We start from the raw sequence: 26,933 nt of genomic DNA on the forward strand, positions 1-26,933 counted from the left end.
GGATCGCGCGTTCCGCGTTCCTCCGTCCCGTCGGGAGTCCCCGTGGCATCTGCCCGGGGACTCTCTTCCTATGTGACGCTAGCCCACATGCCCGTCGTACGTGATCTGCGCGTACTCCTGCGCCTGACGAACTTCCGCCGTCTGCTCGCCGTGCGGCTGCTGTCGCAGTCGGCCGACGGTGTGTACCAGGTCGCGCTCGCCACGTACATCGTCTTCTCCCCGGAGAGACAGGCCACCGCGGGCGCCATCGCGGCCGCGATGGCCGTGCTGCTCCTGCCCTACTCCCTCATCGGTCCGTTCGCCGGAGTGCTCCTGGACCGATGGCCGCGCCGGCAGGTCTTTCTCCACGGAAACCTCCTACGAGCGGCCCTGGCCGGCTGTACGGCCATGCTGATGCTGGCGACCGTCCCCGACTGGCTCTTCTACGCTTCCGCGCTCTGCGTCACGGCGGTCAACCGCTTTGTACTGGCGGGGCTCTCGGCGGCGCTTCCGCGGGTCGTCGACGAACAGCGGCTCGTGATGGCCAACTCCCTCTCACCGACTGCGGGCACCATCGCAGCCACGGTCGGCGGCGGCCTCGCCTTCGCCGTTCGCATCGCCGCTTCCGACTCGGACGTGGTCGTTGTGCTGCTCGGTGCAGCCCTCTATCTCTGCGCGGCTCTGGCATCGCTTCGCATCAGCCGCGAGCTACTCGGCCCCGATCCGGAACTGATGCAGCCACGGCTGGCCGCGGCCCTGGCCTCGACCGCCCGCGGTCTCGTCAGCGGACTGCGCCATCTGGCGGAACGACGCTCCGCCGCTCGTGCGCTGGCCGCGATGACCATGCTGCGTTTCTGCTACGGCGCGTTGACGGTGATGGTCCTCATGCTCTCCCGCTACACCTGGTCCTCGACGGAGTCCGAGGGACTGAGGCTTCTCGCCTTGGCTGTGGCTCTCTCCGGTGCCGGATTCTTCGCCGCCGCGGCCGTCACACCGTGGGCGGTCGGCCGGGTCGGCCGCTACGGCTGGATGGCGTCCCTCGCAGGCGCCGGGAGCGTTCTGGAACCCGCCCTTGGACTGACCTTCGCTCCGGCGCCGGTCCTCATCGCGGCATTCGCCCTCGGGCTGGTCACTCAAGGGTCGAAGATCGTGACCGACACGGTCGTCCAGACCTCCGTCGACGACGGGTTCCGAGGTCGGGTCTTCTCCCTCTACGACATGCTCTTCAACGTCTCCTTCGTGGGCGCCGCCGGGGTGACCGCGGTGATGCTCCCGCCGGACGGGCGATCCGTCCCGCTGGTAGCCCTACTGGCTGCGCTCTACGGTCTGAGTGCCGTGGCACTCCTGCGCTGGCGCCGCACCGAAGGGGAGTCCCTGAGGGGCGGTGGGTGATGTTTCACGTGAAACATCACCCACCGCCCCTCGATACAAGGGGGGCATGTTTCACGTGAAACACGCCCGCTCCACAGTCAGTCCTGAGCGGCCCACCACTCCTTCAGGGCCGCCACCGCGTCATCCCGCCCCATCGGCCCGTTCTCGAGTCGCAGCTCCAGCAGGAACGCGTACGCCTCGCCGATGACGGGCCCTGGACCGGCCCCCAGGACCTCCATGATCTGGTTGCCGTCCAGATCCGGCCTGATCGCGTCCAGCTGCTCCCGCTCCTGAAGCTGGGCGATGCGCTGCTCCAACTCGTCGTAGGTGCGGGAAAGTGCGCTCGCCTTCTTCTTGTTACGCGTGGTGCAGTCGGAGCGGGTCAGCTTGTGCAGGCGCTCAAGCAGCGGCCCGGCGTCCCGTACATAGCGACGCACGGCCGAGTCGGTCCACTCACCGGTGCCGTACCCATGGAAGCGCAGATGCAGTTCCACAAGCCGGGCAATGTCCTTGACCTGGTCGTTTGAGTACTTGAGCGCCGTAAGGCGCTTCTTGGTCATTTTGGCGCCCACCACTTCGTGGTGGTGGAACGATACGCGGCCATCCGATTCGAAGCGCCGGGTCCTCGGCTTGCCGATGTCATGGAGGAGTGCCGCGAGCCGCAGGACGAGGTCCGGTCCGTCCTCCTCCAGCGTGATGGCCTGTTCCAGCACGATCAGTGAGTGCTCATAGACGTCCTTGTGCCGGTGGTGCTCGTCACTCTCCAGCCGCAGCGCCGGAAGCTCCGGGAGGAAGCGACCGGCGAGTCCCGTGCCGACGAGCAACGCCAGTCCCCTGCGGGGGTTCGGAGCGAGGACCAGCTTGTTGAACTCGTCCCGGACCCGCTCGGCCGAGACGATGTCGATGCGATCGGCCATCTCCGTCATCGCGGCGATGACCTCGGGGGCGACTTCGAAGTCGAGCTGCGCGGCGAACCGGGCCGCGCGCAACATACGCAGTGGATCATCGGAGAACGAGTCCTCCGGGGCGCCCGGGGTGCGCAGAACCCGCGAGGCCAGGTGCCGCACCCCTCCGTGTGGGTCGATGAACTCCTTCTCCGGGAGCGCGACGGCCATCGCGTTCACCGTAAAGTCGCGACGGACGAGGTCTTCCTCGATCGAGTCGCCGTAGGAGACCTCCGGCTTCCGTGAGGTCCGGTCGTAGGCCTCGGAACGGTAGGTAGTGATCTCGATCTGGAAGCGCTGAACGCCGTCCCCGACCCGGCCGTCCTTCTGGCAGCCGACCGTACCGAACGCGATTCCCACGTCCCACACGGAGTCCGCCCAGGGGCGGACGATCTTCAGAACGTCCTCCGGGCGGGCATCGGTCGTGAAGTCGAGATCGTTGCCGAGCCGGCCGAGCAACGCGTCCCGCACCGAGCCACCGACCAGTGCCAGACGGAATCCGGCATCCTGGAATCGACGGGCGAGATCATCGGCAACCGGGGACACGCGCAGCAGCTCGCTCACGGCACGGCGCTGCGCCTGGCTCAGTTCGGTGAGGTTGTCTTCGTTGGCGTTCGGCACAACAGAAAAGGGTACGTGCACCGCGCGGCCCGCGGCTCCCCTGTTTCCGGCAGGCCGGCACCGCGTGCCGGCAGAGCCTTCCGATCATGTGGAACAGTCCCGAGCACTCCGTCACAGCGCACCTCGTTACCATGCGGGGACGCACCCAGCGAACGGCAAGAGACGACGAGGGACGGACGAGCGCGTGGCCGAGGCGGCACAATTCCAGGGGATGACTACCTCTCCTGCCCGCCGGCGGCTGCGGCGCGCGGCTGCACTCCTTGCGGGAGCCCCAGTGCTCGCGGGCCTGCTGTGGCTGCCGACGGCATCGCCCGCGGAGGCCGCGAGTGCTTCCGAGACCGTCGATGTCGCACTGAGCAGCCTTTCGCCCAGCGCACCCGTGAAGGGCGACACGCTCACCGTCTCTGGCACCGTCACCAACACGGGCAAGAAGGCCATCACGGGGGCGGAGGTCGAGCTGCGCGTCGGACCCCGCCTGTCGGGCCGTCCGCACATCGACGAGGCGTCGAAGGCCACCGGCTACACCCCGGGCTCCGACGCCAAGGCGCTCGGCGGTCCCTACCGCGTCACGATCGACCGGCTGGCCTCCGGGATCAGCCAGGACTTCACCCTGAGCGTCCCGGTCAGCAAGCTGGACCTGGGCAGGGCAGGCGTGTACCAGCTCGGTGTTTCCCTCTCCGGCCGGACTGCCGGGGACGACCACGACCAGGTACTCGGCATCGAGCGCACCTTCCTTCCCTGGCAGCCCGAGTCCGCGGGCAAGAAGACCCAGCTCACCTTCCTCTGGCCACTGGTATCCACCACCCATCTGTCGGCGGAAACCGGCTCCGACGAGCAGCAGACCCCGGTCTTCGAGAACGACGTACTCGCCGCGGAACTCGCGGCCGGGGGCCGGCTGGAGCAGCTCGTGTCGCTCGGCAGCGGGCTCCCCATCACCTGGGTCGTCGACCCGGATCTGCTCGCCACCGTCGATGCGATGACCAGGAGCTACGAGGTCAGGACGGAGACGGGTGACACGGTCCCGGGGCGCAACCAGGCCGTGGCCAAGCGGTGGCTGAACTCCCTCGAGCAGGCGGTGCAGGACCGCCCGGTCGTCGCCCTTCCCTTCGCGGACCCGGACCTGGCGTCCCTCGCCCACCGGGGCAAGGACGTGTCGGGCTCACTCAGCCATCTCCAGCCGGCCACGGCGGTCGCCGAAACGACGGTGGAGACCATCCTCCATGTGAAACCGTCGACGGACTTCGCCTGGCCGGTCGAAGGCGCCATCGATCCTTCGATCGTGGATGTCGCCACGTCGGCAGGCGCCCACAACATCATCGCCCGCAGCGACAGTCTCAGGGAGACCGGGTCCGTCTCGTACACGCCTTCCGCCGCCCGCCCCATCGGCGGTGGCACCACGGCCGTGGTCGCGGACGCACGGCTCTCCAAGGCCTTCTACGGTGATCTGAGCCAGGCCGGCGACTCTACCCGCGCGATCCAGCAGTTCCTGGCCCAGTCGCTGGCTCTCACTCAGCAGGCGCCGAACGCCCAGCGCAGCATCGTGGTCGCCCCCCAGCGGATGCCCACGGCAGCCCAGGTACAGAGCATGGCGAAGGCGCTGCAGGGACTCGCCGACCAGCGCTGGACTCAGCCGCTGGACCTCATCGGGGCCTCGGAGGCCACGCCCGACCCGGATGCCACGACCCGGGTGCCGGCCGCGTCCCAGTATCCGAAGGACCTCAGGGCCCGCGAGTTGCCCGTCCAGACCTTCCAGGACATCAAGGGCACGCAGGAGACCCTGGACAACTTCAAGGTGATCCTCACCTCCCCCGACCGGGTGGTGACGCCTTTCGGCAACGCGATCAACCGGGAGATGTCCACCTCATGGCGCGGCAAGGCAGGCGTGGCCGCCCAGTACCGCAACGGTGTGCAGAGCTATCTGAAGGACCTCACCACCGAGGTACGGCTGATCCAGAAATCGGCCCTGACCCTGTCCGGCCGAAGCGCCACCATCCCCGTGACCGTGCAGAACAAGCTTGTTCAGAGCGTCGACAACCTCGTCCTCCGGCTGAAGTCCTCCAATCCCACCCGACTGAAACTCGATGACGGCAGCGTGGTCGCCGAGCAGCCCATCAAGATCGACGGCGGGCACAGCCAGTCGGTGAAGTTCGCTGCGGACGCCAATGCCAACGGTCCGGTGCAGGTCACGGCCCAGCTGTACACCGAGGACGGCAAGCTGTACGGCGGACCGATGACCTTCACGGTCAAGGCTTCCGAGATCACTCCGACCGTGATGCTCGTCATCGCGGGCGGTGTGCTCCTGCTCGTCCTGGCAGGCGTCCGGATGTACACCCAGCGCAAGCGGGCGGCGGCCCGGGAGGCTGCCGCCGCGGGTGGTGCGGGTGACGAGACCGACGGGCGTACGGTGTCCGACACCTCGGAGCAGCCGAGTGACCCGACACCGGACACCGCACCGGAAAGCGCCGACCCGTCGGGTGCGGGTGAGAAGGTGGACCGTTGAGCGATGTCATGGCCGGCGGGCCGGACGATGAGGTGGGGTAACCATGAACGCGCCGTACGACGGTGACCGCGGGCAGGGCGCGGACGGCACCGCGCCCCCCTCGGGCGCTCCGTACCCCTCGCACGGCCCTCAGCAGGCGGAGCAGCCCTCAGTGGCCCAGGTGCCGCAGCAGGGGGGCGAAGCGGCCGACGACCCGTACATCCAGGATGCGTACGACCACGATCCGTATCGTTCCCGGGACCTCTCAGCCCAGGACCCCGTGTCGGAGGCGCTCTACGACCGCGCCGCCCATCCACCACCGGCTCCCGGCAGCTTCCAGCAGCCGCAGCCGCTGTACCGGCAGCCCCCCGCTCGGCAGCACGCTCCGGACCCCCGGATCTGGGCTCAGACCCCGCCGCCGGAACCGGATGGCCCATCGCGCCGACTGCCCTACGGGGACGATGCCCGGACCGTGCAGTTCACCGGCGTCGACGACCTGGTGACCAGGGCCGGCGAGGACACACCGGAGCATGACGCGTTCGCCCACCTCTACCGGGACCAGCAGGCCGGTGGGCGACCCGCGGCAGCGCCGGAACCGGAGCCGAAGCCGGCCCCTGCTCCCACACCCGCCAAGGGGAGCCGCGGAAGGGCCTCGGGGGTGCTGAAGTCCAGCGCCGTGATGGCCGCCGGAACCATGGTGTCCCGCCTCACCGGCTTCGTCCGCAGTCTGGTGATCACCGCCGCACTCGGCGCCGCGGTACTCGGTGACGCCTACACGATCGCCCTGACCCTGCCGACGATGATCTACATCCTCACCGTGGGTGGCGGGCTGAACTCGGTGTTCGTCCCGCAGCTCGTCCGCGCGATGAAGAACGACGAGGACGGCGGCGAGGCGTACGCCAACCGGCTGCTGACCCTCGTCATGGTCGCCCTCGGCGCGATCGTCCTGATCGCCGTGTTCGCGGCCCCGCTGCTGATCAAGGCCCTGTCGCCGACGATCGCCGGCGAGCCGCCGGCGAACAGTGTCGCCGTCACCTTCGCCCGCTTCTGCCTGCCCACGATCTTCTTCATGGGTGTGCACGTGGTCATGGGGCAGATCCTCAACGCCCGTGGCAGGTTCGGCGCGATGATGTGGACGCCCGTCCTCAACAACATCGTCATCATCTTCACCTTCGGACTGTTCATCTGGGTCTACGGCAGCTTCTCCGAGTCCCGGATGAGCGTGCAGACGATCCCGCCGGAGGGTGTGCGACTGCTTGCGGTCGGCACCCTGCTGGGCCTGGTGGTCCAGGCGCTCGCGATGATCCCGTACCTGCGCGAGACGGGCTTTCGCTTCCGGCCCCGCTTCGACTGGAAGGGGCAGGGCCTCGGGAAGACCTTCAGACTCGCCAAGTGGACCGTGCTGTTCGTACTCGCCAACCAGGCCGGCGTGCTCGTGGTCACCCAGCTCTCCACAGCCGCCGGTGCCGCCTCGGACAAGGACGGAGCGGGCTTCCTCGCGTACACCAACGCGCAGCTGATCTGGGCAATGCCCCAGGCGATCATCACGGTGTCCGTGATGGCCGCGCTGCTGCCGAGGATCTCCCGGGCCGCTCACGACGACGACGCCGGCGCGGTCCGCGACGACATCTCCCAGGGCCTTCGCAACTCTGCGGTCGCCATCGTGCCCGTCGCCTTCTCCTTCCTGGCACTGGGCGTCCCGATGTGCACCCTGCTGTACGCGTCCGCGGGCACCGAGGCCGCCCGGTCCATGGGCTTCATCCTGATGGCGTTCGGTCTAGGTCTGATCCCCTACTCGGTGCAGTACGTCGTCCTCCGCGGTTTCTACGCCTACGAGGACACCCGCACGCCCTTCTACAACACCGTCATCGTGGCCGCGGTCAATGCCGCTGCCTCGGCTGCCTGCTACCTCCTCCTTCCGGCCGAATGGGCCGTCGTCGGCATGGCCGGCTCCTACGGCCTCGCGTACGCCGTCGGTGTCGGGGTCGCGTGGCGACGGCTGCGGAACAGACTGGGCGGTGACCTCGACGGCAGCAGCGTGGTGCGGACCTACGCCCGGCTGTGCCTGGCATCCGTGCCGGCCGCCGCTGCGTCCGGTGCCGTGGCCTACTTCGTGCTGAAGGCCATGGGCGAGGACGCGCTCGGAGCGCTCGTCGCGCTCGTCGCGGGCGGTGCGATGCTCCTCGGAGTCTTCTTCGTGGCGGCAAGGAGAATGAGGATCCAGGAACTCAACAGCCTGGTCGGGATGGTGCGCGGCCGACTCGGCCGATAGCGACCGCGGGCCGAGCACAACCATCGTCCGCCACCGCGTGTCGTGCATAGCAGCGGACTGTGGGCACAATTGGCATGGCTGTTGGATATGGCTCAACGGATGGGGAGGCAGGGAACGACGGTGGCGGAACGTAGCACGGCTGCCGTCGACGTGGCCGACAACAGCGGTGACGACCCGCTGGCCGCCCAGGCGGACAAGGCCGCGACCGACGGGGAAGCGCACACCGACGAGGCGGCGGAGCAGGACGCTCACGACAGGGGCGGCGAGCGGAGGGACCGTGAGCGGCCCGCCGGCACCACGCCCGAACTGCACAGCGGCCATACGCTGGCCAGACGCTACCGGCTCGAGGAGTGCGTCACCCGTCTGGACGGATTCAGCAGTTGGCGTGCCGTCGACGAGAAACTGCGCCGCGCCGTCGGGGTGCACATCCTGCCCGCCGACCATCCCCGGACGCGGTCGGTGCTGGCCGCGGCCCGGTCCGCGGCCCTGCTCGGCGACCCACGTTTCGTGCAGGTGCTGGACGCCGTCGAGGAGGACGACCTCGTCTACGTCGTCCACGAGTGGCTGCCCGACGCCATCGAACTCACGACGCTACTCGCCGAAGGGCCGCTGGAAGCCCATGACGCCTACCAGTTGGTCAGCCAGCTCTCCCAGGCCATGGCCGCGGCCCATCGGGAGGGCCTCGCCCATCTCAGGCTCACTCCCGGGGCCGTACTCCGCAGTTCCACGGGGCAATACCGGATCCGCGGCCTCGCCGTGAACGCCGCGCTGCGGGGAATCAGTGCCGACCGGCCACAGCGCACGGACACGGAGTCCATCGGCGCCCTGCTGTACGCGGCACTGACCCAGCGCTGGCCCTATGAGAGCGATGCCTATGGTCTCTCGGGGCTTCCCAAGGGCGTCGGGCTGATCGCCCCCGACCAGGTGCGCGCCGGCGTCCACCGCGGCCTGTCCGAACTCGCCATGCGGGCGCTGGTCAACGACGGGGCCACTGCCTCGAGGCAGGAGCTTCCCCTCACCACCCCGGACGAACTCGCCAGGGCGGTCGCGGCCATGCCCCGCATCCGTCCCCCGGAACCCGTCTTCACCACTCCTCCGGAGTACCAGCGCACCACCTATCAGCAGGGCACCTACGGTCGGGCTCCGGCCCGCCCCGGCAGCACGGCTCCCCCGGTGGCGATGCCGCCGGCGCCCCTGGAAAGCCGCACCGGCAAGCTCCTGAAGTGGACGGTGTCCGCCCTGCTCATCGCCGCTCTGGGACTGGGCAGCTGGCAGATCGCCGACAAGCTGCTGGACCGTGGCCGGACGACCGACGAGCCCGGCAACAGCCAGACCACGGACGAGAAGCAGGGCGACGATCCGAAGACGCCGGTACCGCTGACCATCCAGAGTGCCAAGGAGTTCGCGCCGGACGGCACCGCTCAGAACGCTGAGGACGCCGGCAACACCCACGACGGTGACACCGGCTCCTTCTGGCGCACCAGCAGCTACCGAGACGGGCCCGACCTGCATCCGCAGGTCAAGAAGGGCGTGGGAATCGTCTATGACCTCGGCGCGGAGCAGGAGGTGTCGTCGGCGGCCATAGCGCTCCGCTACGGAGGCGACTACACCAAGATCGCACTGTATGCGACGGACTCCCTGTCGCCGTCCGGTTCGGTCACCTCCATGAAGAAGATCGCGAACGGTCAGACCAGTGCCACCTCGCTGAAGCTCGCGGCCACGGCACCGGTCAAGAGCCGCTATGTGCTGCTGTGGATGACCGCGATGCCCTACGTGTCGCACGACACCACCTTCAGCAGCGCCGGCTACAAGCAGGCGATCACGGACGTGAAGTTCACCGGCTGACACCGGCGCCATGACGGGGAGGGGGCTCACGGTTGGACAACGCCGCGCTCGGCGAAGCGGGCGACCAGGAACTCCTGGCCCGCCACGTCGCCGGGGATCGGGACGCCTTCGGTGAGCTGGTGCGCCGCCACCGCGACCGGCTCTGGGCCGTGGCCCTGCGCACACTGGGTGACCGGGAGGAAGCCGCAGACGCGGTGCAGGACGCCCTCGTCTCCGCCTTCCGTGCCGCCCACACATTCCGGGGACAGGCCGCCGTGACGACCTGGCTCCACCGCATCACCGTCAATGCCTGCCTTGACCGGGCACGCAAGGCCGCGTCCCGGAGGACTTCGCCGGTGGACGACACCGAGCGGCTGGAGCAGCTCCTTGAGCCCCATGAGTCCGCCGAGGCTCCCGCAGAGCGCCAGGACCTCCATCGCGAGCTCCTGGCCGCGCTCGCCACGCTACCGGTCGACCAGAGGGCCGCTCTGGTGCTCGTCGACATGCAGGGCTTCCCGGTCGCGGAAGCGGCTCGTGTGCTCAACGTGCCGACGGGAACCGTGAAGAGCAGATGCGCTCGCGGCCGCGCCCGTCTGGTTCCGCTGCTGAAGCATCTCCGCCGGGACACGAGGGATAACAGTGATCTCGCGGGGGGAAGGAACCGGACGCCTGGGGCATCCGTCCCACCGGCGACCGGAGAAAGCGATCCAGGGCCTCATGGTCCTGCGGCTGTGAAGGGCGGAGGTGGACGCACGTGACCTCCACGACCGGCACGGCTCAGCACCCGGAAGTGTCCGAGATCGCCGACCTCGCCGAAGGTCTTCTCCCACCGGTCCGCCAGGCGGCCGTACGGAGGCATCTCGAGGGCTGCGGGCTGTGCTCCGACATCCATGCCTCACTGGAGGAGATTCGGGGTCTGCTCGGCACCTTGCCCGGCCCTCAGCGCATGCCTGCCGACGTCATCGGCCGAATCGACGCCGCTTTGGCTGCCGAGGCGCTGCTCAATGCGACCGCACCAGACAGCGCACCGGCCGATGTTTCACGTGAAACATCACCTGCCCCTCGTCGGCCTGCGGCCCCTCCCGCCGGCCGTCCCGCAGGGCAGGCTCCTGCGACCACCGGCCCGGGCCGCCGCCAGACCCGCAGGCGACGCGTCACCTTTGTGACAGCCGCCTTCGGCGCCGCCGCCGCAGGTGTCACCGCGTTGCTCCTTCAGACCTCTGCGGGCACCAGTGGCGACACCTCCGAGACGAAGACAGACACCGCCGCGAGCGCCGCGTCAGACGGCCATGAGATCACGGCGGCCACGTTGCAGACGCGGGTGGCCGCGCTTCTGACCTCGGAGAGGGCACCGCAGGACTCCGGGAGCTGGACACCGACCGGCCCCCGAGTGGAGAGGAACACCGGCGTCGGCGCGGAGGTTGCACCCCTCCGTTCGCCGTCCGTGCCGGTGCCTGCCTGCATCCAGAAGGGCACGGGGCGCACCGAGGCGGCAATCGCCGTCGACCAGGGCACGTTCGACGGCACCCGGGCCTATCTGGTGGTGCTGCCGCACCCCGAGGACACCTCCCAGGTGCAGGCCTATGTCGTAGCAGCGGCATGCGTGGAGACGGCACCCGAGGGCAAGGGGGAGCTGCTCCTCACCCATGCCTATCCTCGCCCCTGAGAACAGCCTCCGTGCCGCTCCGCGATCGCGGGAATGCATGCCCCATAGGATCCGTTGGGTGGGGTGAGAGTCGTTGACCGCCCCTGAGGCAGTAGGCAGTCTGCAGAGACGAGGAAGAAACCCGTGAGCGACGTCCGTAACGTGATCATCATCGGCTCCGGGCCGGCCGGCTACACGGCCGCGCTGTACACCGCGCGCGCTTCGCTGAACCCGCTGGTGTTCGAGGGCGCGGTCACCGCTGGTGGTGCCCTGATGAACACCACCGACGTGGAGAACTTCCCCGGTTTCCGTGACGGGATCATGGGACCGGACCTCATGGACAGCATGCGAGCGCAGGCAGAGCGATTCGGCGCCGAACTCGTCCCGGACGACGTCGTCGCCGTCAGTCTGACCGAAGAGATCAAGACGGTCACGGACACGGCCGGTACGGTGCACCGCGCCAAGGCAGTCATCGTCGCCACCGGCTCCCAGCACCGGAAGCTCGGTCTGCCGAACGAGGACGCACTCTCGGGCCGCGGTGTCTCATGGTGCGCCACCTGCGACGGCTTCTTCTTCAAGGACCAGGACATCGCAGTCGTCGGGGGCGGTGACACCGCGATGGAGGAAGCCACCTTCCTTTCCCGCTTCGCCAGGTCCGTCACCGTCGTCCACCGCCGCGACAGCCTCCGCGCCTCCAAGGCCATGCAGGAGCGCGCCTTCGCCGACCCCAAGATCAAGTTTGCCTGGGACAGCGAGGTCGCCGAGATCCACGGTGATCAGAAGCTAACGGGTCTGACCCTCCGAAACACCAAGACCTGCGAGAGCAGCGAGCTGCCCGTCACCGGGTTGTTCATCGCCGTAGGCCACGACCCGCGCACCGAGCTTTTCAAGGGTCAGCTGGAACTGGACGGGGAGGGCTACCTGAAGGTGGACGCTCCGTCGACGCGCACGAGTCTGACCGGCGTCTTCGCCGCGGGCGACGTGGTCGACCACACATACCGGCAGGCCATCACCGCTGCCGGTACCGGGTGCTCCGCCGCACTGGACGCCGAACGCTTCCTCGCCGCCCTCGCGGACGAGGAGAAGTCCGCGGCGGCGTCCGTCTGACGCCTCTCTCCCCCACCACACCCCAACCCGTACGTTAAGGAGTCCACCGTGGCCCTCAAGACCGTGACCGATGCGACCTTCGAAGAGGAAGTCCTCAAGAGCGACAAGCCTGTGCTGGTCGACTTCTGGGCCGAATGGTGCGGGCCGTGCCGCCAGATCGCCCCTTCGCTCGAGGCCATCGCTGCCGAGCACGGCGAGAAGCTCGAGGTCGTCAAGCTCAACATCGACGAGAACCCGGCCACGGCCGCGAAGTACGGCGTCATGTCCATCCCGACGCTCAACGTCTACCAGAACGGCGAGGTCGCCCAGACCATCGTCGGTGCCAAGCCGAAGGCCATGCTCGTCCGAGAACTCGATGCCTTCATCGGCGACGAGGTCGCCAAGCCCTGAATTCCTTGGTTTCACGTGAAACACGAATGGGCCGGCCCTCCCGGGTTGGCCCATTCGGCGTCTCTGCCCCGTCGTGTTCGCGAGCCCTTACATCGGCTGAAGGACACGCCTACAGCGGCCGAAGCGCGGGCTCCTTCTGCACAGCGCCCAGCAGCCGGTCGAGGGCAAGTTCCACATCTTCCTTCCAGGAGAGCGTGGTGCGGAGTTCCAGCCTGAGCCTGGGGTAGGTGGGGTGAGGGCGGACCGTCTTGAAGCCCACCGCCAGAAGATGGTCGGCCGGCAGCACACAGGCCGACTCACTCCAGCGTGCGTCGCCGAACGCCTCGATCGCCTTGAACCCTCGACGAAGCAAATCCTTGGCGACGGTCTGCACCACCACTCGTCCCAGTCCCTGCCCCTGATATCCGGGGGTGATCCAGGCAGTCATCAGCTGGACGGCATCGGGGGACACCGGGCTGGTGGGGAAGGCGGTCGAGCGGGGCACATACGCGGGCGGTGCATAGAGTACAAAACCGACGGGGACGTCGTCGACGTAGACGACACGACCGCACGATCCCCACTCGAGCAGCACGGCCGAGATCCAGGCCTCCTTCTCGAGTTCCGGTTTGCCCGCCCTTACTGCTGCTTCTCCGCTGACTGGATCAAGCTCCCAGAAGACACAGGCCCGGCAGCGCTTGGGGAGGTCTGAAAGGTTGTCCAGCGTGAGCGGTACGAGCCGACGTCCCATGACGGCTGTTCCTCACTTCCTTCGACTGCCGCGCCAAGAGCAGCGGACAGCGCGCTCCGCTCCCGGAGCAGGCTGCCGATGAATCCGCCGACCGCGCCAATGCCCAGTCCGGCTGTCAGTAGGTGGCCGCGGCTCACCGATCGCATGGTTCGCCTTCCGCTGAGATGGGTCAAGATGGATGCGCCGTACCAGAACGCATCGTATCCACCCAGCGGGGACACGCCTACTGTGAGACGGCAAAGGGCGGATCGTGTCCGACCACGGGACATGATCCGCCCTCAACCGGTGCAGCGAGGTCTCAGACCTGCTCGTCCTCCTCGCAGAGCTCCTTCTCCATGACCCGCCCCTCGCCCGGGGCGAGCGTGCCGAGGATACGATCGAGATCCTCTACCGAGGCGAACTCGACGACGATCTTGCCCTTCTTCTGACCGAGGTCGACCTTCACCCGGGTCTCGAAACGATCAGAGAGCCGTGATGCGAGATCCGTGAGTGCGGGGGAAAGACGTGTGCCGGCTCGAGCACCCTTGGACTTCGGTGCGCTCTTCGGACGCGACCCCATCAAGGTCACGATCTCTTCCACCGCTCGCACCGAGAGGCCCTCTGCCACGATCCGGTGGGCCAGCTTGTCCTGCTCTTCGGAGTCCTCTACCGACAGCAGAGCTCTGGCGTGTCCTGCGGACAGCACACCGGCCGCCACCCGGCGCTGCACCGGAGGAGAGAGACGGAGCAGACGGAGAGTGTTGGACACCTGAGGCCGTGAGCGCCCGATGCGGTCGGCCAGTTGGTCATGGGTGCAGTTGAAGTCCTTGAGCAACTGGTCATAGGCGGCGGCCTCTTCCAGCGGGTTCAGCTGAGCCCGGTGCAGATTCTCCAGGAGTGCATCCAGAAGCAGCTTCTCGTCGTCCGTGGCACGCACAATCGCAGGGATGTGATCGAGGCCCGCCTCGCGGCAGGCTCGCCAGCGGCGCTCACCCATGATGAGTTCGTACCGCTCCGGGCCCAACTGCCGTACGACGACCGGCTGGAGAAGCCCTACTTCCCTGATGGAGGTCACCAGCTCTGCCAGGGCGTCCTCATCGAACACCTCACGCGGCTGCCGAGGGTTCGGAGTGATGGCGTCGAGCGGTACCTCGGCGAAGTGCGCACCAGCCGGAGCCGTCGGCTCGGGAAGAACCTCCGGATCCGGCTCTGCCACACGCTGCTCGGGCGTGCGGGGCCCGGCAGGAAGCATCGCGGCCTTTGCCGCGGCCACGCCGCGCTCCGTCGTCAGAACCGGGGATCCGGATACCGCATCGGAAGAAGCCGTCGGCCTCTCCTGTGGAGCTGCCGGGATCAGTGCCCCGAGCCCACGCCCCAGACCTCTACGTCGCTCGCTCACTGGATCCCCTCCGACACACTCTGCTGGGTGTTCTGACTGAGCGCATGTGCGGAATGGGCTTCGTAGTGAATCCCCACACCGCGCAGCGCGATCTCACGGGCAGCTTCAAGATACGACAGCGAGCCGCTCGATCCCGGATCGTAGGTGAGGACGGTCTGCCCGTAGCTGGGTGCTTCGGAGATACGGACGGACCGCGGAATACTCGTTCGCAGTACCTCCTCCCCGAAGTGGCTGCGCACCTCCTCCGCGACCTGGGAGGCAAGCCGAGTACGGCCGTCGTACATGGTGAGCAGAATCGTCGAGACATGGAGCGCGGGGTTCAGATGCCCGCGCACCAGGTCGACGTTCCTCAGGAGCTGTCCCAGCCCCTCCAGCGCGTAGTACTCGCACTGGATCGGGATGAGTACCTCGGCGCCCGCGACCATCGCGTTGACGGTCAGCAGACCAAGCGACGGCGGGCAGTCGATCAGGATGTAGTCCAGTGGCTGTTCATACGCCTGGATCGCTCGCTGCAGCCTGCTCTCCCGGGCCACCAGAGACACCAACTCGATCTCCGCACCGGCGAGATCGATGGTGGCCGGGGCACAGAAGAGCCCTTCGACGTCCGGGACCGGCTGGACCACATCGGACAGCGGCTTGCTCTCCACGAGGACGTCATAGATCGAGGGCACTTCGGCATGGTGGTCGATACCGAGGGCCGTGGACGCGTTCCCCTGCGGATCAAGGTCGACCACCAGGACACGCGCACCATGCAGAGCCAACGAGGCGGCAAGGTTGACTGTTGTCGTCGTCTTGCCCACCCCGCCCTTCTGGTTGGCGATGACGATGACACGCGTCTGCGCAGGCCGGGGAAGACCCTCACCGGCACGCCCCAGAGCCTCCACCGCCAGTTGGGCAGCACGGCCAATGGGGGTGTCGTCCATCGGCGGCGGTGTTTCACGTGAAACATCCTCCCCCGCCGACTCGGTACGGGGACCAGGGACCGGATCGGTCGTCGGTCCCGCGATGTTGGCGTCGGACCGCAAGGATTCACTCTCCTCGGCTTCAGGCTCGCGATGAACAGAGCCTGCCATGGTTTCGGGGTCGCGAACCAGCGAGGCCGGTGGTTCTGTGGAGAATTCCACCTCTGTGGACAAGTCCGTAACCCTCGCAAGCGGCTTGCGGTCCCGGGGCGCGGCAGCCGCACGGCCACGGCTGATGATTCCCTGCAGCAGTGAGCGACGTTTCACGTGAAACACGATGCACACAACACAAGGTCACATCACCGCGACACTCCGCGATGCGTGCATACCGGGGACACCGGGCCGCGAACGGACAGCGGCGGCCTAACGGCGACGGCGGGCGCGACCGGCCCGGGCAGCCTTGGCTCGCTTCGCAGCGAACCGCACCCCGCCGGGGCTCTCCCCGACCTCCACACGGACCACCGTTGACATGGGGTCGACGACCCCTTCTCCCACGTGGACCACAGAGGTCTCCACGACACCGAGTTTGCTCAGAGCCGCCCGGGCCCCGTCGAGCTCCTCCTGGGCGGTATCACCCTTGAGAGCCAGCATCTCCCCATAGGGGCGAAGCAGCGGCACTCCCCATCCGGCGAGCCGGTCCAGTGGCGCCACGGCCCGCGCGGTGACCACATGCACCGCGGGCAGCTTGCCGAGCATTTCCTCGGCTCGCCCGCGGGCCACCGTGACATGGTCCAGGCCCAGCAGCTCGACGACTTCCTGAAGAAAGTTCGTACGACGCAGAAGCGGCTCCAACAGCGTGATCTTCAGATCGGGGCGGACGAGAGCCAGCGGAATGCCCGGCAGCCCCGCGCCGGAACCCACGTCGCACACCGTCACCCCCTGCGGAACGACCTCGGAGAGCACCGCGCAGTTCAGCAGATGCCGCTCCCACAGCCGCGGCACCTCACGAGGACCGATCAGGCCTCGCTTGACTCCCGCATCCGCGAGCAGCTCCGCGTACCTGACCGCCTCGGGGAAGAACTCACCGAACACCGTCCGCGCCTCTGCTGGCGCCTGGGGGAGCTCTGCTGCCTCCGTCACCGGAACCGTCCTTCCGTACCGCACCGCGCTGTGGTGCCGAGTTATCAGGCTGACAAAATTCGGCCCCGCCTGCGAACAGACGGGGCCGACAGCTGCTGTGAGATCAGGCAGGGAGAACGACGACGAAGCGCTGCGGCTCCTCGCCCTCGGACTCACTGCGCAGGCCGGCGGCCGCGACCGCGTCGTGAACGACCTTCCGCTCGAACGGGGTCATGGGCTTCAGCTTCACAGGCCCGCCTGTGCTCTTGACGTCGGCGGCCGCCTTGGCCCCGAGTTCCGCGAGTTCCGCGCGCTTGGTGGCGCGGTAGCCGGCGATGTCCAGCATCAGACGGCTGCGGTCCCCGGTTTCCCGGTGGACGGCGAGCCGGGTCAGCTCCTGGAGTGCCTCCAGCACCTCACCGTCGCGTCCCACGAGCTTCTGCAGGTCACGGCTGCCCGTGTCGCTGATGATCGATACCGAGGCCCGGTCCGCCTCGACATCCATGTCGATGTCGCCGTCGAGGTCGGCGATGTCGAGCAGGCCCTCGAGGTAGTCAGCGGCGATCTCCCCCTCCTGCTCCAGGCGGGTCAGGGTGTCGCCACCCTCGGCGGCGGCGGAGGTGGTGCCTTCCGTCACGGATGGACTCCTTCTTACTTCTTGGACGAGGGGTGCTTGGGCCGCTGCGAGCCCTTGCGCTGTCCGGACTTGGCTTGACGGGGAGAACCGGGGGATGTGTTCCCCGCCGGCTCGGGGACGCTGTCCTTCGGCTCGGCCTGCTTCTCCAGCGAAGGCTTGGCCGCACCGGTCTGGTGAGCGCCGCCCGACTGGCGCTGGGCCTTGCTCTGGCGCTTGGGCTGCTGCCGGCGACCCGCGGAACCACCCTCGGCGTCCACCGTGACCGTGTCGCTCTTGATCACGGAGCCGTCCGGCTGAGCGGCCAAGCCCGCCTTGGCCAGTCCCGCGAAGAACCGGCGCTCGTTCTCGTTCCGGTCGGTTCCCTTGGCGACGATGGCCTGGACGACCATGCGCCTGCGGCGCCCGCGAACCTCACCGTGAGCCGTGACACTCTTCAGCAGGCGCTGCAGATAGTTGTCCTGGGCCTTGGAACCCGGGGTCGGGTTCTGGTTGATCACATACATCTGCTGGCCCATGGTCCACACGTTGGTGGTCAGCCAGTAGACGAGAACACCGACGGGGAAGTGGATGCCCGTCACGGCGAAGATGAGCGGGAAGATGTACATCAGCATCTTCTGCTGCTGCATGTACGGCGTCTTGACCGTGAGGTCGACGTTCTTCTGCATCAGCTGGCGCTGTGTGAAGAACTGCGACGCCGACATCAGGATGATCATGACCGCGGTGACGACACGGACATCGGTCACGGAAGCGCCCAGCGCCGCGGCCTTGTCGGCGTCCATGAACGTGGCTGCGATCGGGGCCCCGAAGATCCGTGCCTCACGCGCGCTGTCCACCAGCTGCTGGTTGAGGACACCGATCGTGTCACCCGAAGCGATCTTGCTCAGCACGTGGTACAGCGCGAAGAAGAACGGCGACTGCGCCAGGATCGGAAGGCACGAGGACAGCGGGTTGGTACCCGTGTCCTTGTACAGCTTCATCATCTCTTCGGACTGACGCTGGCGGTCGTTCTTGTAGCGCTCCTGGATCGCCTTCATCTTGGGCTGGAGCGCCTGCATGTTCCGCATCGACTTGATCTGCTTCACGAAGAGCGGGATCAGGCAGATACGGATGACCACCACCAGGGACACGATGGACAGTCCCCATGCCCAGCCCGTGTCCGGGCCGAAGAGCGCACCGTACAGCTTGTGGAACTGGACGATGATCCAGGAGACGGGTGTGGTGATAAAGCTGAACAGACTGGCAATCGTGTCCACTAATCAGGCTCCTTGAGCATTGGGCGAGGTCTCTGCGGCCGGGCTGGTCTCAGGGGGTTGCCCGCCCTTGCCGCCGCGCAGGTGGTCGCGCAGCAGCTCGTGCCAACGAGGTCGTTTACGGGGAGGGACATGGTCCACACCGCCGGGCGACCACGGATTGCACCGCAGGATGCGCCAGGCAGTCAGCGCCGTGCCCTTCACGGCGCCGTGCCGGTCGATCGCGGTGTACCCGTAGTGGGAGCACGACGGGTAGTACCGGCAGACGGGTCCCAGCAGCGGGCTGATCGTCCACTGGTACAGCTTGATCAGAGCCAGCAGCGGGTACTTCATCGCGCGCCCCTTCCCAGCAGCCGCTGGAGAGCGGCGTCCAGGTCTCGGGCCAGCTGTGCATGATCGGCGTCGCCCGCTCCGGGCAGCGCCCGTACGACCACCAGGCTACCGGGGGGGAGCTCGGACAGTCGTTCGCGCATCAGATGGCGAAGTCTCCGCTTCACCCGGTTCCGCACGACCGCACCACCCACCGCCTTGCTCACGACGAAACCCGCACGTGTCGGGGGAGCGCTCTCCCCAGACGCGTGCGGGTCCGTTGAACCGCTGCGAAGATGGACGACGAGAAGCGGGCGTCCGGCCCGGCGTCCCCGGCGTACCGCGGTCGCGAAGTCCTCGCGCCGCCTCAGCCGATTGTCGGTAGGCAGCACGTCATGACCTTGTGCTGCAGATCAGGCGGACAGACGGGCGCGACCCTTGCTGCGGCGGGACGCGAGAATCGCGCGGCCGGCACGGGTGCGCATCCGCAGCCGGAAGCCGTGGGTCTTCGCGCGACGACGGTTGTTCGGCTGGAAGGTGCGCTTGCTCACTCGGGGGCTCCAGAAATGATGTGTGGGTGGCGGGGCATCGCCTGGCTGTCACCGTGCGCCCACGAGTAGCTCGCAATACGCCCGAGTGCACCGCTTCACGATCACCGATCGTGCTCCACTGATCGTGATCTTTGCCCATCGGAGGCAGGCGGCAGCAGCCATCGACAACTCGACCTGGTTACGGTACGCGCGGCTACGCCATCCGGTCAAACCAGGGTCACTGCGGCGCCGACTGTACACAGGCTGTGGACAACAACTTGAACCGCACCGGCCGCCCTGACTACCGTGGCTGGACTCGAATTCCTTTCCTACCCGCCTGCCGGGCCTGACCGACCCGTCCCGAGAACCACATAATTCGTGGGACCTGTGAGAGAGCGTGCCTCGTGGCTGACGTACCTGCCGATCTTGCCGCAGTGTGGCCACGCGTGCTGGAGCAGCTTCTCGGAGAGGGCCAGCAGGGCATCGAGCCCAAGGACAAGCAGTGGGTCGAGCGCTGCCAACCGCTGGCGCTGGTGGCCGACACCGCGCTCCTCGCCGTCCCCAACGAATGGGGCAAACGCGTTCTCGAGGGCCGGCTGGCACCGCTGATCAGCGACACCCTCAGCCGTGAGTGCGGACGCCCGATCCGGATCGCCATCACCGTCGACGACTCCTCCGCCGAGCCGGCCGCCGCGCCCGCACCGTCCGCGCAGCAGCCTCCCCGCTACCCGGGTCCGCAGCACGACGAGCCGCGCCACAGCGACGCCTACGACGGGTACGGCCATCGGCCCGGAGGGGACGACGGACTGCCGAGCGTCCGCCCCGCCTACCCCGAGTACCAGCAACAGCGCCCGGAGCCCGGCGCCTGGCCGCGCGCCCAGGAGGACCTGTCCTGGCAGCAGACGCGGCTCGGCGGCTTCCAGGAGCGCGACCCCTACGCCACGGCACGCCCCCGGCAGCCGCAGCACGACTACCGCTCGCCCATGCCCGACCGCGGGCAGTACGGCCACCAGCGACCCGACCGGCCGGACCTCCCGGAGCCCGCGCGGCACGGCGGCGTACCGGTTCCGGGGCCTGGTGCCGGCGGTGCAACCGGGCCGCTCGGCGCGCAGCCCGCCCCGGCCCCGGGCCCCGGTGAGCCGCACGCCCGGCTGAACCCCAAGTACCTCTTCGACACCTTTGTCATCGGCGCGTCCAACCGGTTCGCCCACGCGGCCGCCGTCGCGGTCGCCGAGGCCCCGGCGAAGGCCTACAACCCGCTCTTCATCTACGGGGAGTCGGGGCTCGGCAAGACCCATCTGCTGCATGCCATCGGGCACTATGCGCGCAGCCTCTATCCCGGCACCCGGGTCCGGTACGTGAGCTCGGAGGAGTTCACCAACGAGTTCATCAACTCCATCCGCGACGGCAAGGGCGACGCCTTCCGCAAGCGCTACCGCGATGTGGACATCCTGCTCGTCGACGACATCCAGTTCCTCGCGAGCAAGGAGTCGACCCAGGAGGAGTTCTTCCACACCTTCAACACGCTCCACAACGCCAACAAGCAGATCGTGCTGTCCTCCGACCGGCCGCCCAAGCAGCTGATGACCCTGGAGGACCGGCTCCGGAACCGCTTCGAGTGGGGGCTCACCACCGATGTGCAGCCTCCGGAGCTGGAGACCCGCATCGCGATCCTGCGCAAGAAGGCGGTACAGGAGCAGCTCAACGCCCCTCCTGAGGTGCTGGAGTTCATCGCGTCACGGATCTCGCGGAACATCCGCGAACTGGAGGGCGCGCTGATCCGGGTCACCGCATTCGCGAGCCTGAACCGGCAGCCGGTGGATCTCGGACTCACCGAGATCGTGCTGAAGGACCTCATTCCGGGCGGCGAGGACACCGCCCCGGAGATCACCGCGAGCGCGATCATGGCGGCCACCGCCGACTACTTCGGGCTGACGGTGGAGGACCTCTGCGGGTCCTCACGCAGCCGCGTCCTCGTCACCGCGCGCCAGATCGCCATGTATCTGTGCCGGGAGCTCACGGATCTGTCACTGCCGAAGATCGGTGCGCAGTTCGGCGGGCGGGACCACACCACGGTGATGCACGCGGACCGCAAGATCCGCGCGCTGATGGCCGAGCGCCGCTCCATCTACAACCAGGTCACCGAACTCACCAACCGGATCAAGAACGGCTGAGTCCGGGCGGGCCCCGGCCCGCCGCACGCGGCGGGGCTGACACGCTCGAGCCGCCGCGTACCGGCACAGCGAGCACAAGGCTCCCCCGCGAGTGGGGCGACAGCGGGCAGCCCCGTTCCGCCCCGGCACCCGCACCCGCACCCGCACAGCCTGCTCGCCACGGGGCGGCACGGCCGGCGCCGCCACCCGCCCGTCCGCACTACCCCGATCGGCGCACGGCGATCGTGCGGACGCTCTGGACGCGGACACCTCCCGAAGGGTCCTTCGGCGCGCCTCTGCACCGCTTCCGCCCCCCTTCGGCGCCCCTTGCCCTCCCCCTCGGTGTCCACTCGGTTCCCCCTCGGTGTCCACTCGGCCTGCCCCCGGGCACCCCAGGCACCCTCGCCGTATCCGGACCTCGCCGTGCGCACCGTCTCGCCGTGCTCGCCTGGACCGCCGCTCCGACGGCCGCCGCGCCAGCGCTCCGGGTGCCGGGGACTGTTCGAACGGACGCCGCGATGCGGCCGTTCTCCACAGACGCGGGGCGAATCGTCCGTCCACAGCCTGGGGACCTGTGAGTTGTCCAGATCTCATCCACAGCGGGGATGCCCTGAGCATGGTCATGGCTGGTCAGCAGGGTGTGGATTTGTGGCCAACCGCACTCCACAGGCTGTGGACACAGGAGTACTCCACAGGGCGGTATCGGAGTTGTCCCCACCCTGCCCACAGGCTCGGCCAGGTTGCCCACAGCTTCTCCACATGCTTGTCCACTGTTCGGCAACGAAACGCCCGAACTCACTGAGCCGAGTGAAAGGCGTCACATCAGGGTGCCGGGTTGGGCTGTGGGAAACCTGGGTAAAGCTGGGGACGGCGCTGGGGAGAAGTCCCCCCGGCCTGTGTACGGGGTGTGCAGAACTTTCCGGTGTCCACAGCAAGCCCCGGTTGTCCACCGGTGCCGCCCACAAGGCCCGTGGATAAAATTCGGCTATTGACCTGCGCAGACGGGGTTTTCCACGGTTTCCACAGGCCCTACTACTACTCCCACTCAGAGATACCGGGGAACTCGCTTCGAAGTGGGACCTGTGCACAACTCGGGACCGCTCGCCCCACGGCCTCCCGCCCCGACTTGACCCCGAGCCGCACCGAGTGTCGGCGCCGTGCGTCAGACTGTTCTCCGGCATCGGACCCGACCACCGATCGGGGAGCCGTGTGCCGACGAAGGCCGGCAGGGCGAGCGAGCAACAGCAGGAGGCGGTTCCGGTGAAGATCCGGGTGGAGCGCGACGTACTCGCGGAGGCGGTGGCGTGGGTGGCCCGGAGCCTCCCGGCACGTCCGCCGGCGCCCGTTCTCGCGGGCCTTCTCCTGAAGGCCGAGGACGGCGCGCTCAGCTTCTCCAGCTTCGACTACGAGGTCTCCGCGAGGGTCTCGGTCGAGGCGGAGGTCGAGGAGGACGGGACCGTCCTCGTCTCCGGCCGTCTGCTCGCCGACATCTGCCGCGCCCTCCCCAACCGCCCGGTGGAGATCTCCACAGACGGTGTACGGGCCACCGTGGTCTGCGGCTCCTCCCGCTTCACGCTCCACACCCTGCCCGTGGAGGAGTACCCGGCACTGCCCCAGATGCCCACCGCGACCGGCACCGTGCCCGGTGAGGTGTTCGCCTCCGCGGCGGCCCAGGTCGCCATCGCCGCCGGCCGGGACGACACGCTGCCGGTGCTCACCGGTGTGCGCATCGAGATCGAGGGCGACACCGTCACCCTGGCCTCCACCGACCGCTACCGTTTCGCGGTCCGCGAGTTCCTGTGGAAGCCGGAGTCCCCGGACACCTCCGCGGTCGCGCTGGTGCCGGCCAAGACCCTGCTCGACACCGCGAAGGCCCTGACCAGTGGTGACACCGTCACCCTGGCGCTGTCCGGCTCCGGGGCCGGTGAGGGCCTGATCGGTTTCGAGGGCGCCGGCCGGCGGACGACCACCCGCCTTCTCGAGGGCGACCTGCCGAAGTACCGCACGCTGTTCCCCACCGAGTTCAACTCGGTGGCCGTGATCGAGACCGCCCCGTTCGTCGAGGCCGTCAAGCGCGTCGCCCTGGTCGCCGAGCGGAACACTCCGGTCAGGCTCAGCTTCGAGCAGGGTGTGCTGATCCTGGAAGCGGGTTCCAGCGACGACGCACAGGCCGTGGAGCGGGTCGACGCCCAACTGGAGGGCGATGACATCTCGATCGCCTTCAACCCGACGTTCCTGCTGGACGGGCTCAGCGCCATCGACGCCCCGGTCGCGCAGCTCTCCTTCACCACCTCCACCAAGCCTGCGCTGCTCAGCGGCAAGCCCGCCGTGGACGCGGAGGCGGACGAGGCGTACAAGTACCTGATCATGCCGGTGCGCCTCAGCGGCTGAGTCCGGCCCGGCCGCGGGCCGGATCCTCGGCCCCCCGTCCGGCCTGTACTCATGAGCACCGGACCCCACAGGTGGGTGCCCGCACCCCGGCGTAGGCTCGGACGCGGGTACGAAACGCCACACCGTAAGGATTCTTCTGATGGAGCTCGGTCTCGTCGGCCTCGGCAAGATGGGCGGCAACATGCGCGAGCGCATACGTCGCGCAGGCCACACCGTCATCGGTTACGACCGCAACCCGGACCTCTCCGACGTCCCCAGCCTCGAGGCGCTCGTGGACGGGCTCAGGGGCCCGCGGGTGGTGTGGGTGATGGTCCCCGCCGGCGCCGCGACCCAGGCGACCATCGACGAGCTGGCCGGGCTCCTCTCTCCCGGCGACGTGGTCGTCGACGGCGGCAACTCCCGGTGGACGGACGACGAGAGGCACGCCGTCGAGCTGGGCATCAAGGGCGTCGGGTTCGTCGACTGCGGTGTCTCGGGCGGCGTCTGGGGCCTGGAGAACGGCTACGCGCTCATGTACGGCGGCTCGAAGGAGGACGTCGCCAGGGTGCAGCCGGTCTTCGACGCGCTGAAGCCCGAGGGCGAGTACGGCGCGGTGCACGCGGGCAAGGTCGGTGCCGGCCACTTCGCGAAGATGGTCCACAACGGCATCGAGTACGCCATGATGCAGGCCTACGCCGAGGGCTGGGAGCTGCTGGAGAAGGCCAACTCCGTCACCGATGTGCGCGAGGTCTTCCGGTCCTGGCAGGAGGGCACGGTCATCCGCTCCTGGCTGCTCGACCTCGCGGTCAACGCCCTGGACGACGACGAGCACCTGGAGAAGATCCGCGGCTACGCACAGGACTCGGGCGAGGGCCGGTGGACTGTCGAAGCCGCGATCGACCACGCGGTGCCGCTGCCGGCGATCACCGCGTCCCTGTTCGCGCGGTTCGCGTCCCGCCAGGACGACTCCCCGCAGATGAAGATGATCGCTGCCCTGCGGAACCAGTTCGGCGGGCACGCGGTCGAGAGCAACCAGTAATCCACGGACTGCGGAGAACGGAGCGGCCCGCCGGTGGAGCAGTGAGCACCGGGCTGTGGCCGTAGGGAGGTCGGCGTCGCCATGCATGTCACGCATCTGTCGCTGGCCGACTTCCGCTCGTACGCCCGGGTCGAGGTCCCGCTCGAGCCGGGCGTCACCGTCTTCACGGGGGCCAACGGGCAGGGCAAGACCAATCTGGTGGAAGCCGTCGGCTATCTCGCGACGCTCGGCAGCCACCGGGTCTCCTCGGACGCGCCGCTGGTGCGGACGGGCGCGGAAAGGGCGGTCATCAGGGCCGCGGTCACCCAGGGCGAGCGGTCCCAGCTGGTCGAGCTGGAACTCAACCCGGGAAAGTCGAACCGGGCGCGTATCAACAGGTCCTCGCAGGTCAGGCCGCGTGACGTGCTGGGGATCGTCAGGACCGTGCTGTTCGCGCCGGAGGACCTGGCCCTGGTGAAGGGCGATCCCGGCGAGCGGCGGCGCTTTCTGGACGAGCTGGTCACGGCACGCTCACCTCGGATGGCCGGAGTCCGGTCGGACTACGAGCGGGTGCTCAGGCAGCGCAACACCCTGCTGAAGTCGGCCGCGATGGCGCGGCGGCACGGCGGCCGCGCCATGGACCTGTCGACCCTTGACGTGTGGGACCAGCACCTCGCCCGGGCCGGGGCGGAGCTGCTGGCACGCCGGCTGGATCTGATCGCCGCCCTGCAACCGCTGACCGACAAGGCGTACGAGCAGCTGGCGCCGGGCGGGGGGCCGGTCGCGCTCGAGTACCGCGGGTCGGCGGGCGGCGGTGCCGCTCAGTCGCGCGAGGAGCTGTACGAGCAGCTCGTGGCCGCGCTGGGCGAGACGCGCAGACAGGAGATCGAGCGCGGGGTGACGCTGGTCGGGCCGCACCGCGACGAGCTGCTGCTGAAGCTGGGCGGGATGCCCGCGAAGGGCTATGCCAGCCACGGCGAGTCCTGGTCGTATGCGCTGGCGCTGCGGCTGGCCTCGTACGACCTGCTGCGGGCGGAGGGCAACGAGCCGGTGCTGGTGCTCGACGACGTGTTCGCCGAGCTCGACGCCCGGCGGCGGGAGCGGCTGGCGGAGCTGGTGGCCCCCGGAGAGCAGGTGCTGGTGACGGCGGCGGTGGACGAGGACGTTCCGGGGGCGCTGGCGGGCGCGCGGTACCGGGTCGTGGACGGGGCGGTGGAGCGCGCGTGAGTGAGAACGGGACTCCGCGGGTCGCCGCGGCGGGCACCCCGTCGGCGCCGTCGGGCCCGCTGCCCGGGCCCTCGGGGGTCGATCTGGCACGTGTGGCGCTGCGCGCGGCGCAGGAGCAGGCCCGGGCCCGGGGCGCGGCCGCGCTGGAGAAGCGCCAGGCCAGGCGGGGTGGCGGCCTGCGGTCCGGGGCCCGCGCGGACGGCCGGGATCCCTTGCCGCTGGGCGCGGCGATCAACCGGCTGATCACCGAGCGGGGCTGGGAGACTCCTGCGGCGGTGGGCGGAGTGATGGGCCGCTGGCCGCAGATCGTCGGCGAGGACCTGGCGAAGCACTGCGCCCCGCTCCGCTACGACGAGGATCCGGACGAGCGCGTGCTCACCGTCCAGTGCGACTCGACGGTGTGGGCGACCCAGCTGCGGCTGCTCGCCCCCCGGCTCGTGGCCCGGCTGAACGAGGACCTCGGTCAGGGCACGGTCCGGGTGATCAGGGTTCTGGGGCCCGGCGGTCCCGCCCGCCGTTTCGGTCCGCTGCGCGCGCCCGGCAGCACGGGCCCCGGCGACACCTACGGCTGAGTCCCGGGTGCGGCCGGGGCCTCGCCGCCGTGCACACGGACGCCTCCGGCGGAGGCGTCCGTGTGCACGGCCTCCTCGCGGAGGCCTCGCGTTTCGGCAAGCCCCCGCA

23 protein-coding genes are annotated in these 26,933 nt (G+C 68.7%); 13 read left to right on the forward strand and 10 right to left on the reverse strand.

The annotated features are described in order from the left end of the window. Positions 1 to 87: 87 nt before the first annotated feature. A complete protein-coding gene (locus tag DDQ41_RS15715) occupies positions 88 to 1,371 on the forward strand; it encodes an MFS transporter (RefSeq protein WP_109295055.1) in 1,284 nt (427 codons plus the stop codon). 77 nt (positions 1,372 to 1,448) lie between these two features. Here the strand turns inward: DDQ41_RS15715 and DDQ41_RS15720 are convergent, their stop codons facing one another. Then, positions 1,449 to 2,915 (reverse strand): CCA tRNA nucleotidyltransferase, encoded by a 1,467-nt coding sequence (locus DDQ41_RS15720; protein WP_109295056.1) that lies wholly within the window; start codon positions 2,913 to 2,915, stop codon positions 1,449 to 1,451. A gap of 184 nt (positions 2,916 to 3,099) precedes the next feature. Here DDQ41_RS15720 and DDQ41_RS15725 point away from each other — a divergent pair, with 184 nt between their 5' ends. The 7 genes from DDQ41_RS15725 to trxA all read left to right on the forward strand — a co-directional run bounded on the left by DDQ41_RS15725 (position 3,100) and on the right by trxA (position 12,632). Further along, positions 3,100 to 5,415 carry a DUF6049 family protein gene (locus tag DDQ41_RS15725; RefSeq protein ID WP_174720290.1) on the forward strand — a complete coding sequence of 772 codons (2,316 nt, stop codon included), beginning with the start codon at positions 3,100 to 3,102 and terminating at the stop codon, positions 5,413 to 5,415. 43 nt (positions 5,416 to 5,458) lie between these two features. Continuing rightward, positions 5,459 to 7,666 carry a murein biosynthesis integral membrane protein MurJ gene (gene murJ, locus DDQ41_RS15730; protein WP_109295058.1) on the forward strand — a complete coding sequence of 736 codons (2,208 nt, stop codon included), beginning with the start codon at positions 5,459 to 5,461 and terminating at the stop codon, positions 7,664 to 7,666. Between the two features lie 120 nt (positions 7,667 to 7,786). Then, the gene (locus DDQ41_RS15735; protein WP_172607682.1) at positions 7,787 to 9,511 is read left to right on the forward strand and encodes a protein kinase family protein; all 1,725 of its coding nucleotides are present in this window, start codon (positions 7,787 to 7,789) and stop codon (positions 9,509 to 9,511) included. Positions 9,512 to 9,543: 32 nt separating this feature from the next. Continuing rightward, a complete protein-coding gene (gene sigM, locus DDQ41_RS15740) occupies positions 9,544 to 10,248 on the forward strand; it encodes an RNA polymerase sigma factor SigM (protein WP_109295059.1) in 705 nt (234 codons plus the stop codon). After that, the gene (locus DDQ41_RS15745) at positions 10,245 to 11,156 is read left to right on the forward strand and encodes an anti-sigma factor (RefSeq protein WP_109295060.1); all 912 of its coding nucleotides are present in this window, start codon (positions 10,245 to 10,247) and stop codon (positions 11,154 to 11,156) included. The genes sigM and DDQ41_RS15745 overlap by 4 nt, the downstream gene beginning before the upstream one ends. A 123-nt stretch (positions 11,157 to 11,279) precedes the next feature. Continuing rightward, positions 11,280 to 12,242 carry a thioredoxin-disulfide reductase gene (gene trxB, locus DDQ41_RS15750; RefSeq protein ID WP_109295061.1) on the forward strand — a complete coding sequence of 321 codons (963 nt, stop codon included), beginning with the start codon at positions 11,280 to 11,282 and terminating at the stop codon, positions 12,240 to 12,242. A gap of 48 nt (positions 12,243 to 12,290) precedes the next feature. Beyond that, positions 12,291 to 12,632, forward strand: a complete 342-nt coding sequence (gene trxA, locus DDQ41_RS15755; RefSeq protein WP_109295062.1) for a thioredoxin — start codon at positions 12,291 to 12,293, stop codon at positions 12,630 to 12,632. A gap of 109 nt (positions 12,633 to 12,741) precedes the next feature. Here the strand turns inward: trxA and DDQ41_RS15760 are convergent, their stop codons facing one another. From DDQ41_RS15760 to rpmH, 9 genes are all read right to left on the reverse strand, one after another. Next, the gene (locus DDQ41_RS15760) at positions 12,742 to 13,359 is read right to left on the reverse strand and encodes a GNAT family N-acetyltransferase (RefSeq protein ID WP_109295063.1); all 618 of its coding nucleotides are present in this window, start codon (positions 13,357 to 13,359) and stop codon (positions 12,742 to 12,744) included. A 298-nt stretch (positions 13,360 to 13,657) separates the two neighbouring features. Continuing rightward, entirely contained in the window at positions 13,658 to 14,737 is a 1,080-nt protein-coding gene (locus DDQ41_RS15765) for a ParB/RepB/Spo0J family partition protein (protein WP_174720291.1), read from the reverse strand. After that, a complete protein-coding gene (locus tag DDQ41_RS15770) occupies positions 14,734 to 15,810 on the reverse strand; it encodes a ParA family protein (RefSeq protein WP_109295065.1) in 1,077 nt (358 codons plus the stop codon). The genes DDQ41_RS15765 and DDQ41_RS15770 overlap by 4 nt, the downstream gene beginning before the upstream one ends. A 252-nt stretch (positions 15,811 to 16,062) precedes the next feature. After that, a complete protein-coding gene (rsmG, locus tag DDQ41_RS15775; RefSeq protein WP_109295066.1) occupies positions 16,063 to 16,779 on the reverse strand; it encodes a 16S rRNA (guanine(527)-N(7))-methyltransferase RsmG in 717 nt (238 codons plus the stop codon). Between the two features lie 103 nt (positions 16,780 to 16,882). Beyond that, complete coding sequence (locus DDQ41_RS15780; protein WP_109295067.1) at positions 16,883 to 17,395, reverse strand: Jag family protein; 513 nt, start codon at positions 17,393 to 17,395, stop codon at positions 16,883 to 16,885. 14 nt (positions 17,396 to 17,409) lie between these two features. Further along, positions 17,410 to 18,648 (reverse strand): membrane protein insertase YidC, encoded by a 1,239-nt coding sequence (gene yidC / locus DDQ41_RS15785; RefSeq protein WP_109295068.1) that lies wholly within the window; start codon positions 18,646 to 18,648, stop codon positions 17,410 to 17,412. A gap of 3 nt (positions 18,649 to 18,651) precedes the next feature. Beyond that, the gene (yidD, locus tag DDQ41_RS15790; protein ID WP_109295069.1) at positions 18,652 to 18,978 is read right to left on the reverse strand and encodes a membrane protein insertion efficiency factor YidD; all 327 of its coding nucleotides are present in this window, start codon (positions 18,976 to 18,978) and stop codon (positions 18,652 to 18,654) included. After that, the gene (rnpA, locus tag DDQ41_RS15795) at positions 18,975 to 19,346 is read right to left on the reverse strand and encodes a ribonuclease P protein component (RefSeq protein ID WP_109295070.1); all 372 of its coding nucleotides are present in this window, start codon (positions 19,344 to 19,346) and stop codon (positions 18,975 to 18,977) included. The genes yidD and rnpA overlap by 4 nt, the downstream gene beginning before the upstream one ends. Before the next feature lie 21 nt (positions 19,347 to 19,367). Further along, entirely contained in the window at positions 19,368 to 19,505 is a 138-nt protein-coding gene (gene rpmH / locus DDQ41_RS15800) for a 50S ribosomal protein L34 (protein WP_003956500.1), read from the reverse strand. Positions 19,506 to 19,888: 383 nt separating this feature from the next. Between rpmH and dnaA the strand changes: the two genes are divergently transcribed. From dnaA to DDQ41_RS15835, 5 genes are all read left to right on the forward strand, one after another. Further along, entirely contained in the window at positions 19,889 to 21,658 is a 1,770-nt protein-coding gene (dnaA, locus tag DDQ41_RS15810) for a chromosomal replication initiator protein DnaA (RefSeq protein ID WP_109295071.1), read from the forward strand. Positions 21,659 to 22,897: 1,239 nt separating this feature from the next. Continuing rightward, on the forward strand, positions 22,898 to 24,028 hold the full coding sequence (dnaN, locus tag DDQ41_RS15820; protein WP_109297758.1) for a DNA polymerase III subunit beta: 1,131 nt from the start codon (positions 22,898 to 22,900) through the stop codon (positions 24,026 to 24,028). 139 nt (positions 24,029 to 24,167) lie between these two features. Beyond that, positions 24,168 to 25,046, forward strand: coding sequence for a phosphogluconate dehydrogenase (NAD(+)-dependent, decarboxylating) (gene gnd / locus DDQ41_RS15825; protein WP_109295072.1), 879 nt, complete (start codon positions 24,168 to 24,170; stop codon positions 25,044 to 25,046). A gap of 81 nt (positions 25,047 to 25,127) precedes the next feature. Then, a complete protein-coding gene (gene recF / locus DDQ41_RS15830) occupies positions 25,128 to 26,252 on the forward strand; it encodes a DNA replication/repair protein RecF (RefSeq protein WP_109295073.1) in 1,125 nt (374 codons plus the stop codon). Then, positions 26,249 to 26,824 (forward strand): DUF721 domain-containing protein, encoded by a 576-nt coding sequence (locus DDQ41_RS15835; RefSeq protein WP_172607680.1) that lies wholly within the window; start codon positions 26,249 to 26,251, stop codon positions 26,822 to 26,824. Before recF ends, DDQ41_RS15835 begins: the two co-directional genes overlap by 4 nt. The last annotated feature ends 109 nt before the right edge of the window (positions 26,825 to 26,933 follow it).

The organism is Streptomyces spongiicola (assembly GCF_003122365.1).
In the GTDB taxonomy this organism is placed as follows: Bacteria; Actinomycetota; Actinomycetes; order Streptomycetales; family Streptomycetaceae; genus Streptomyces; species Streptomyces spongiicola.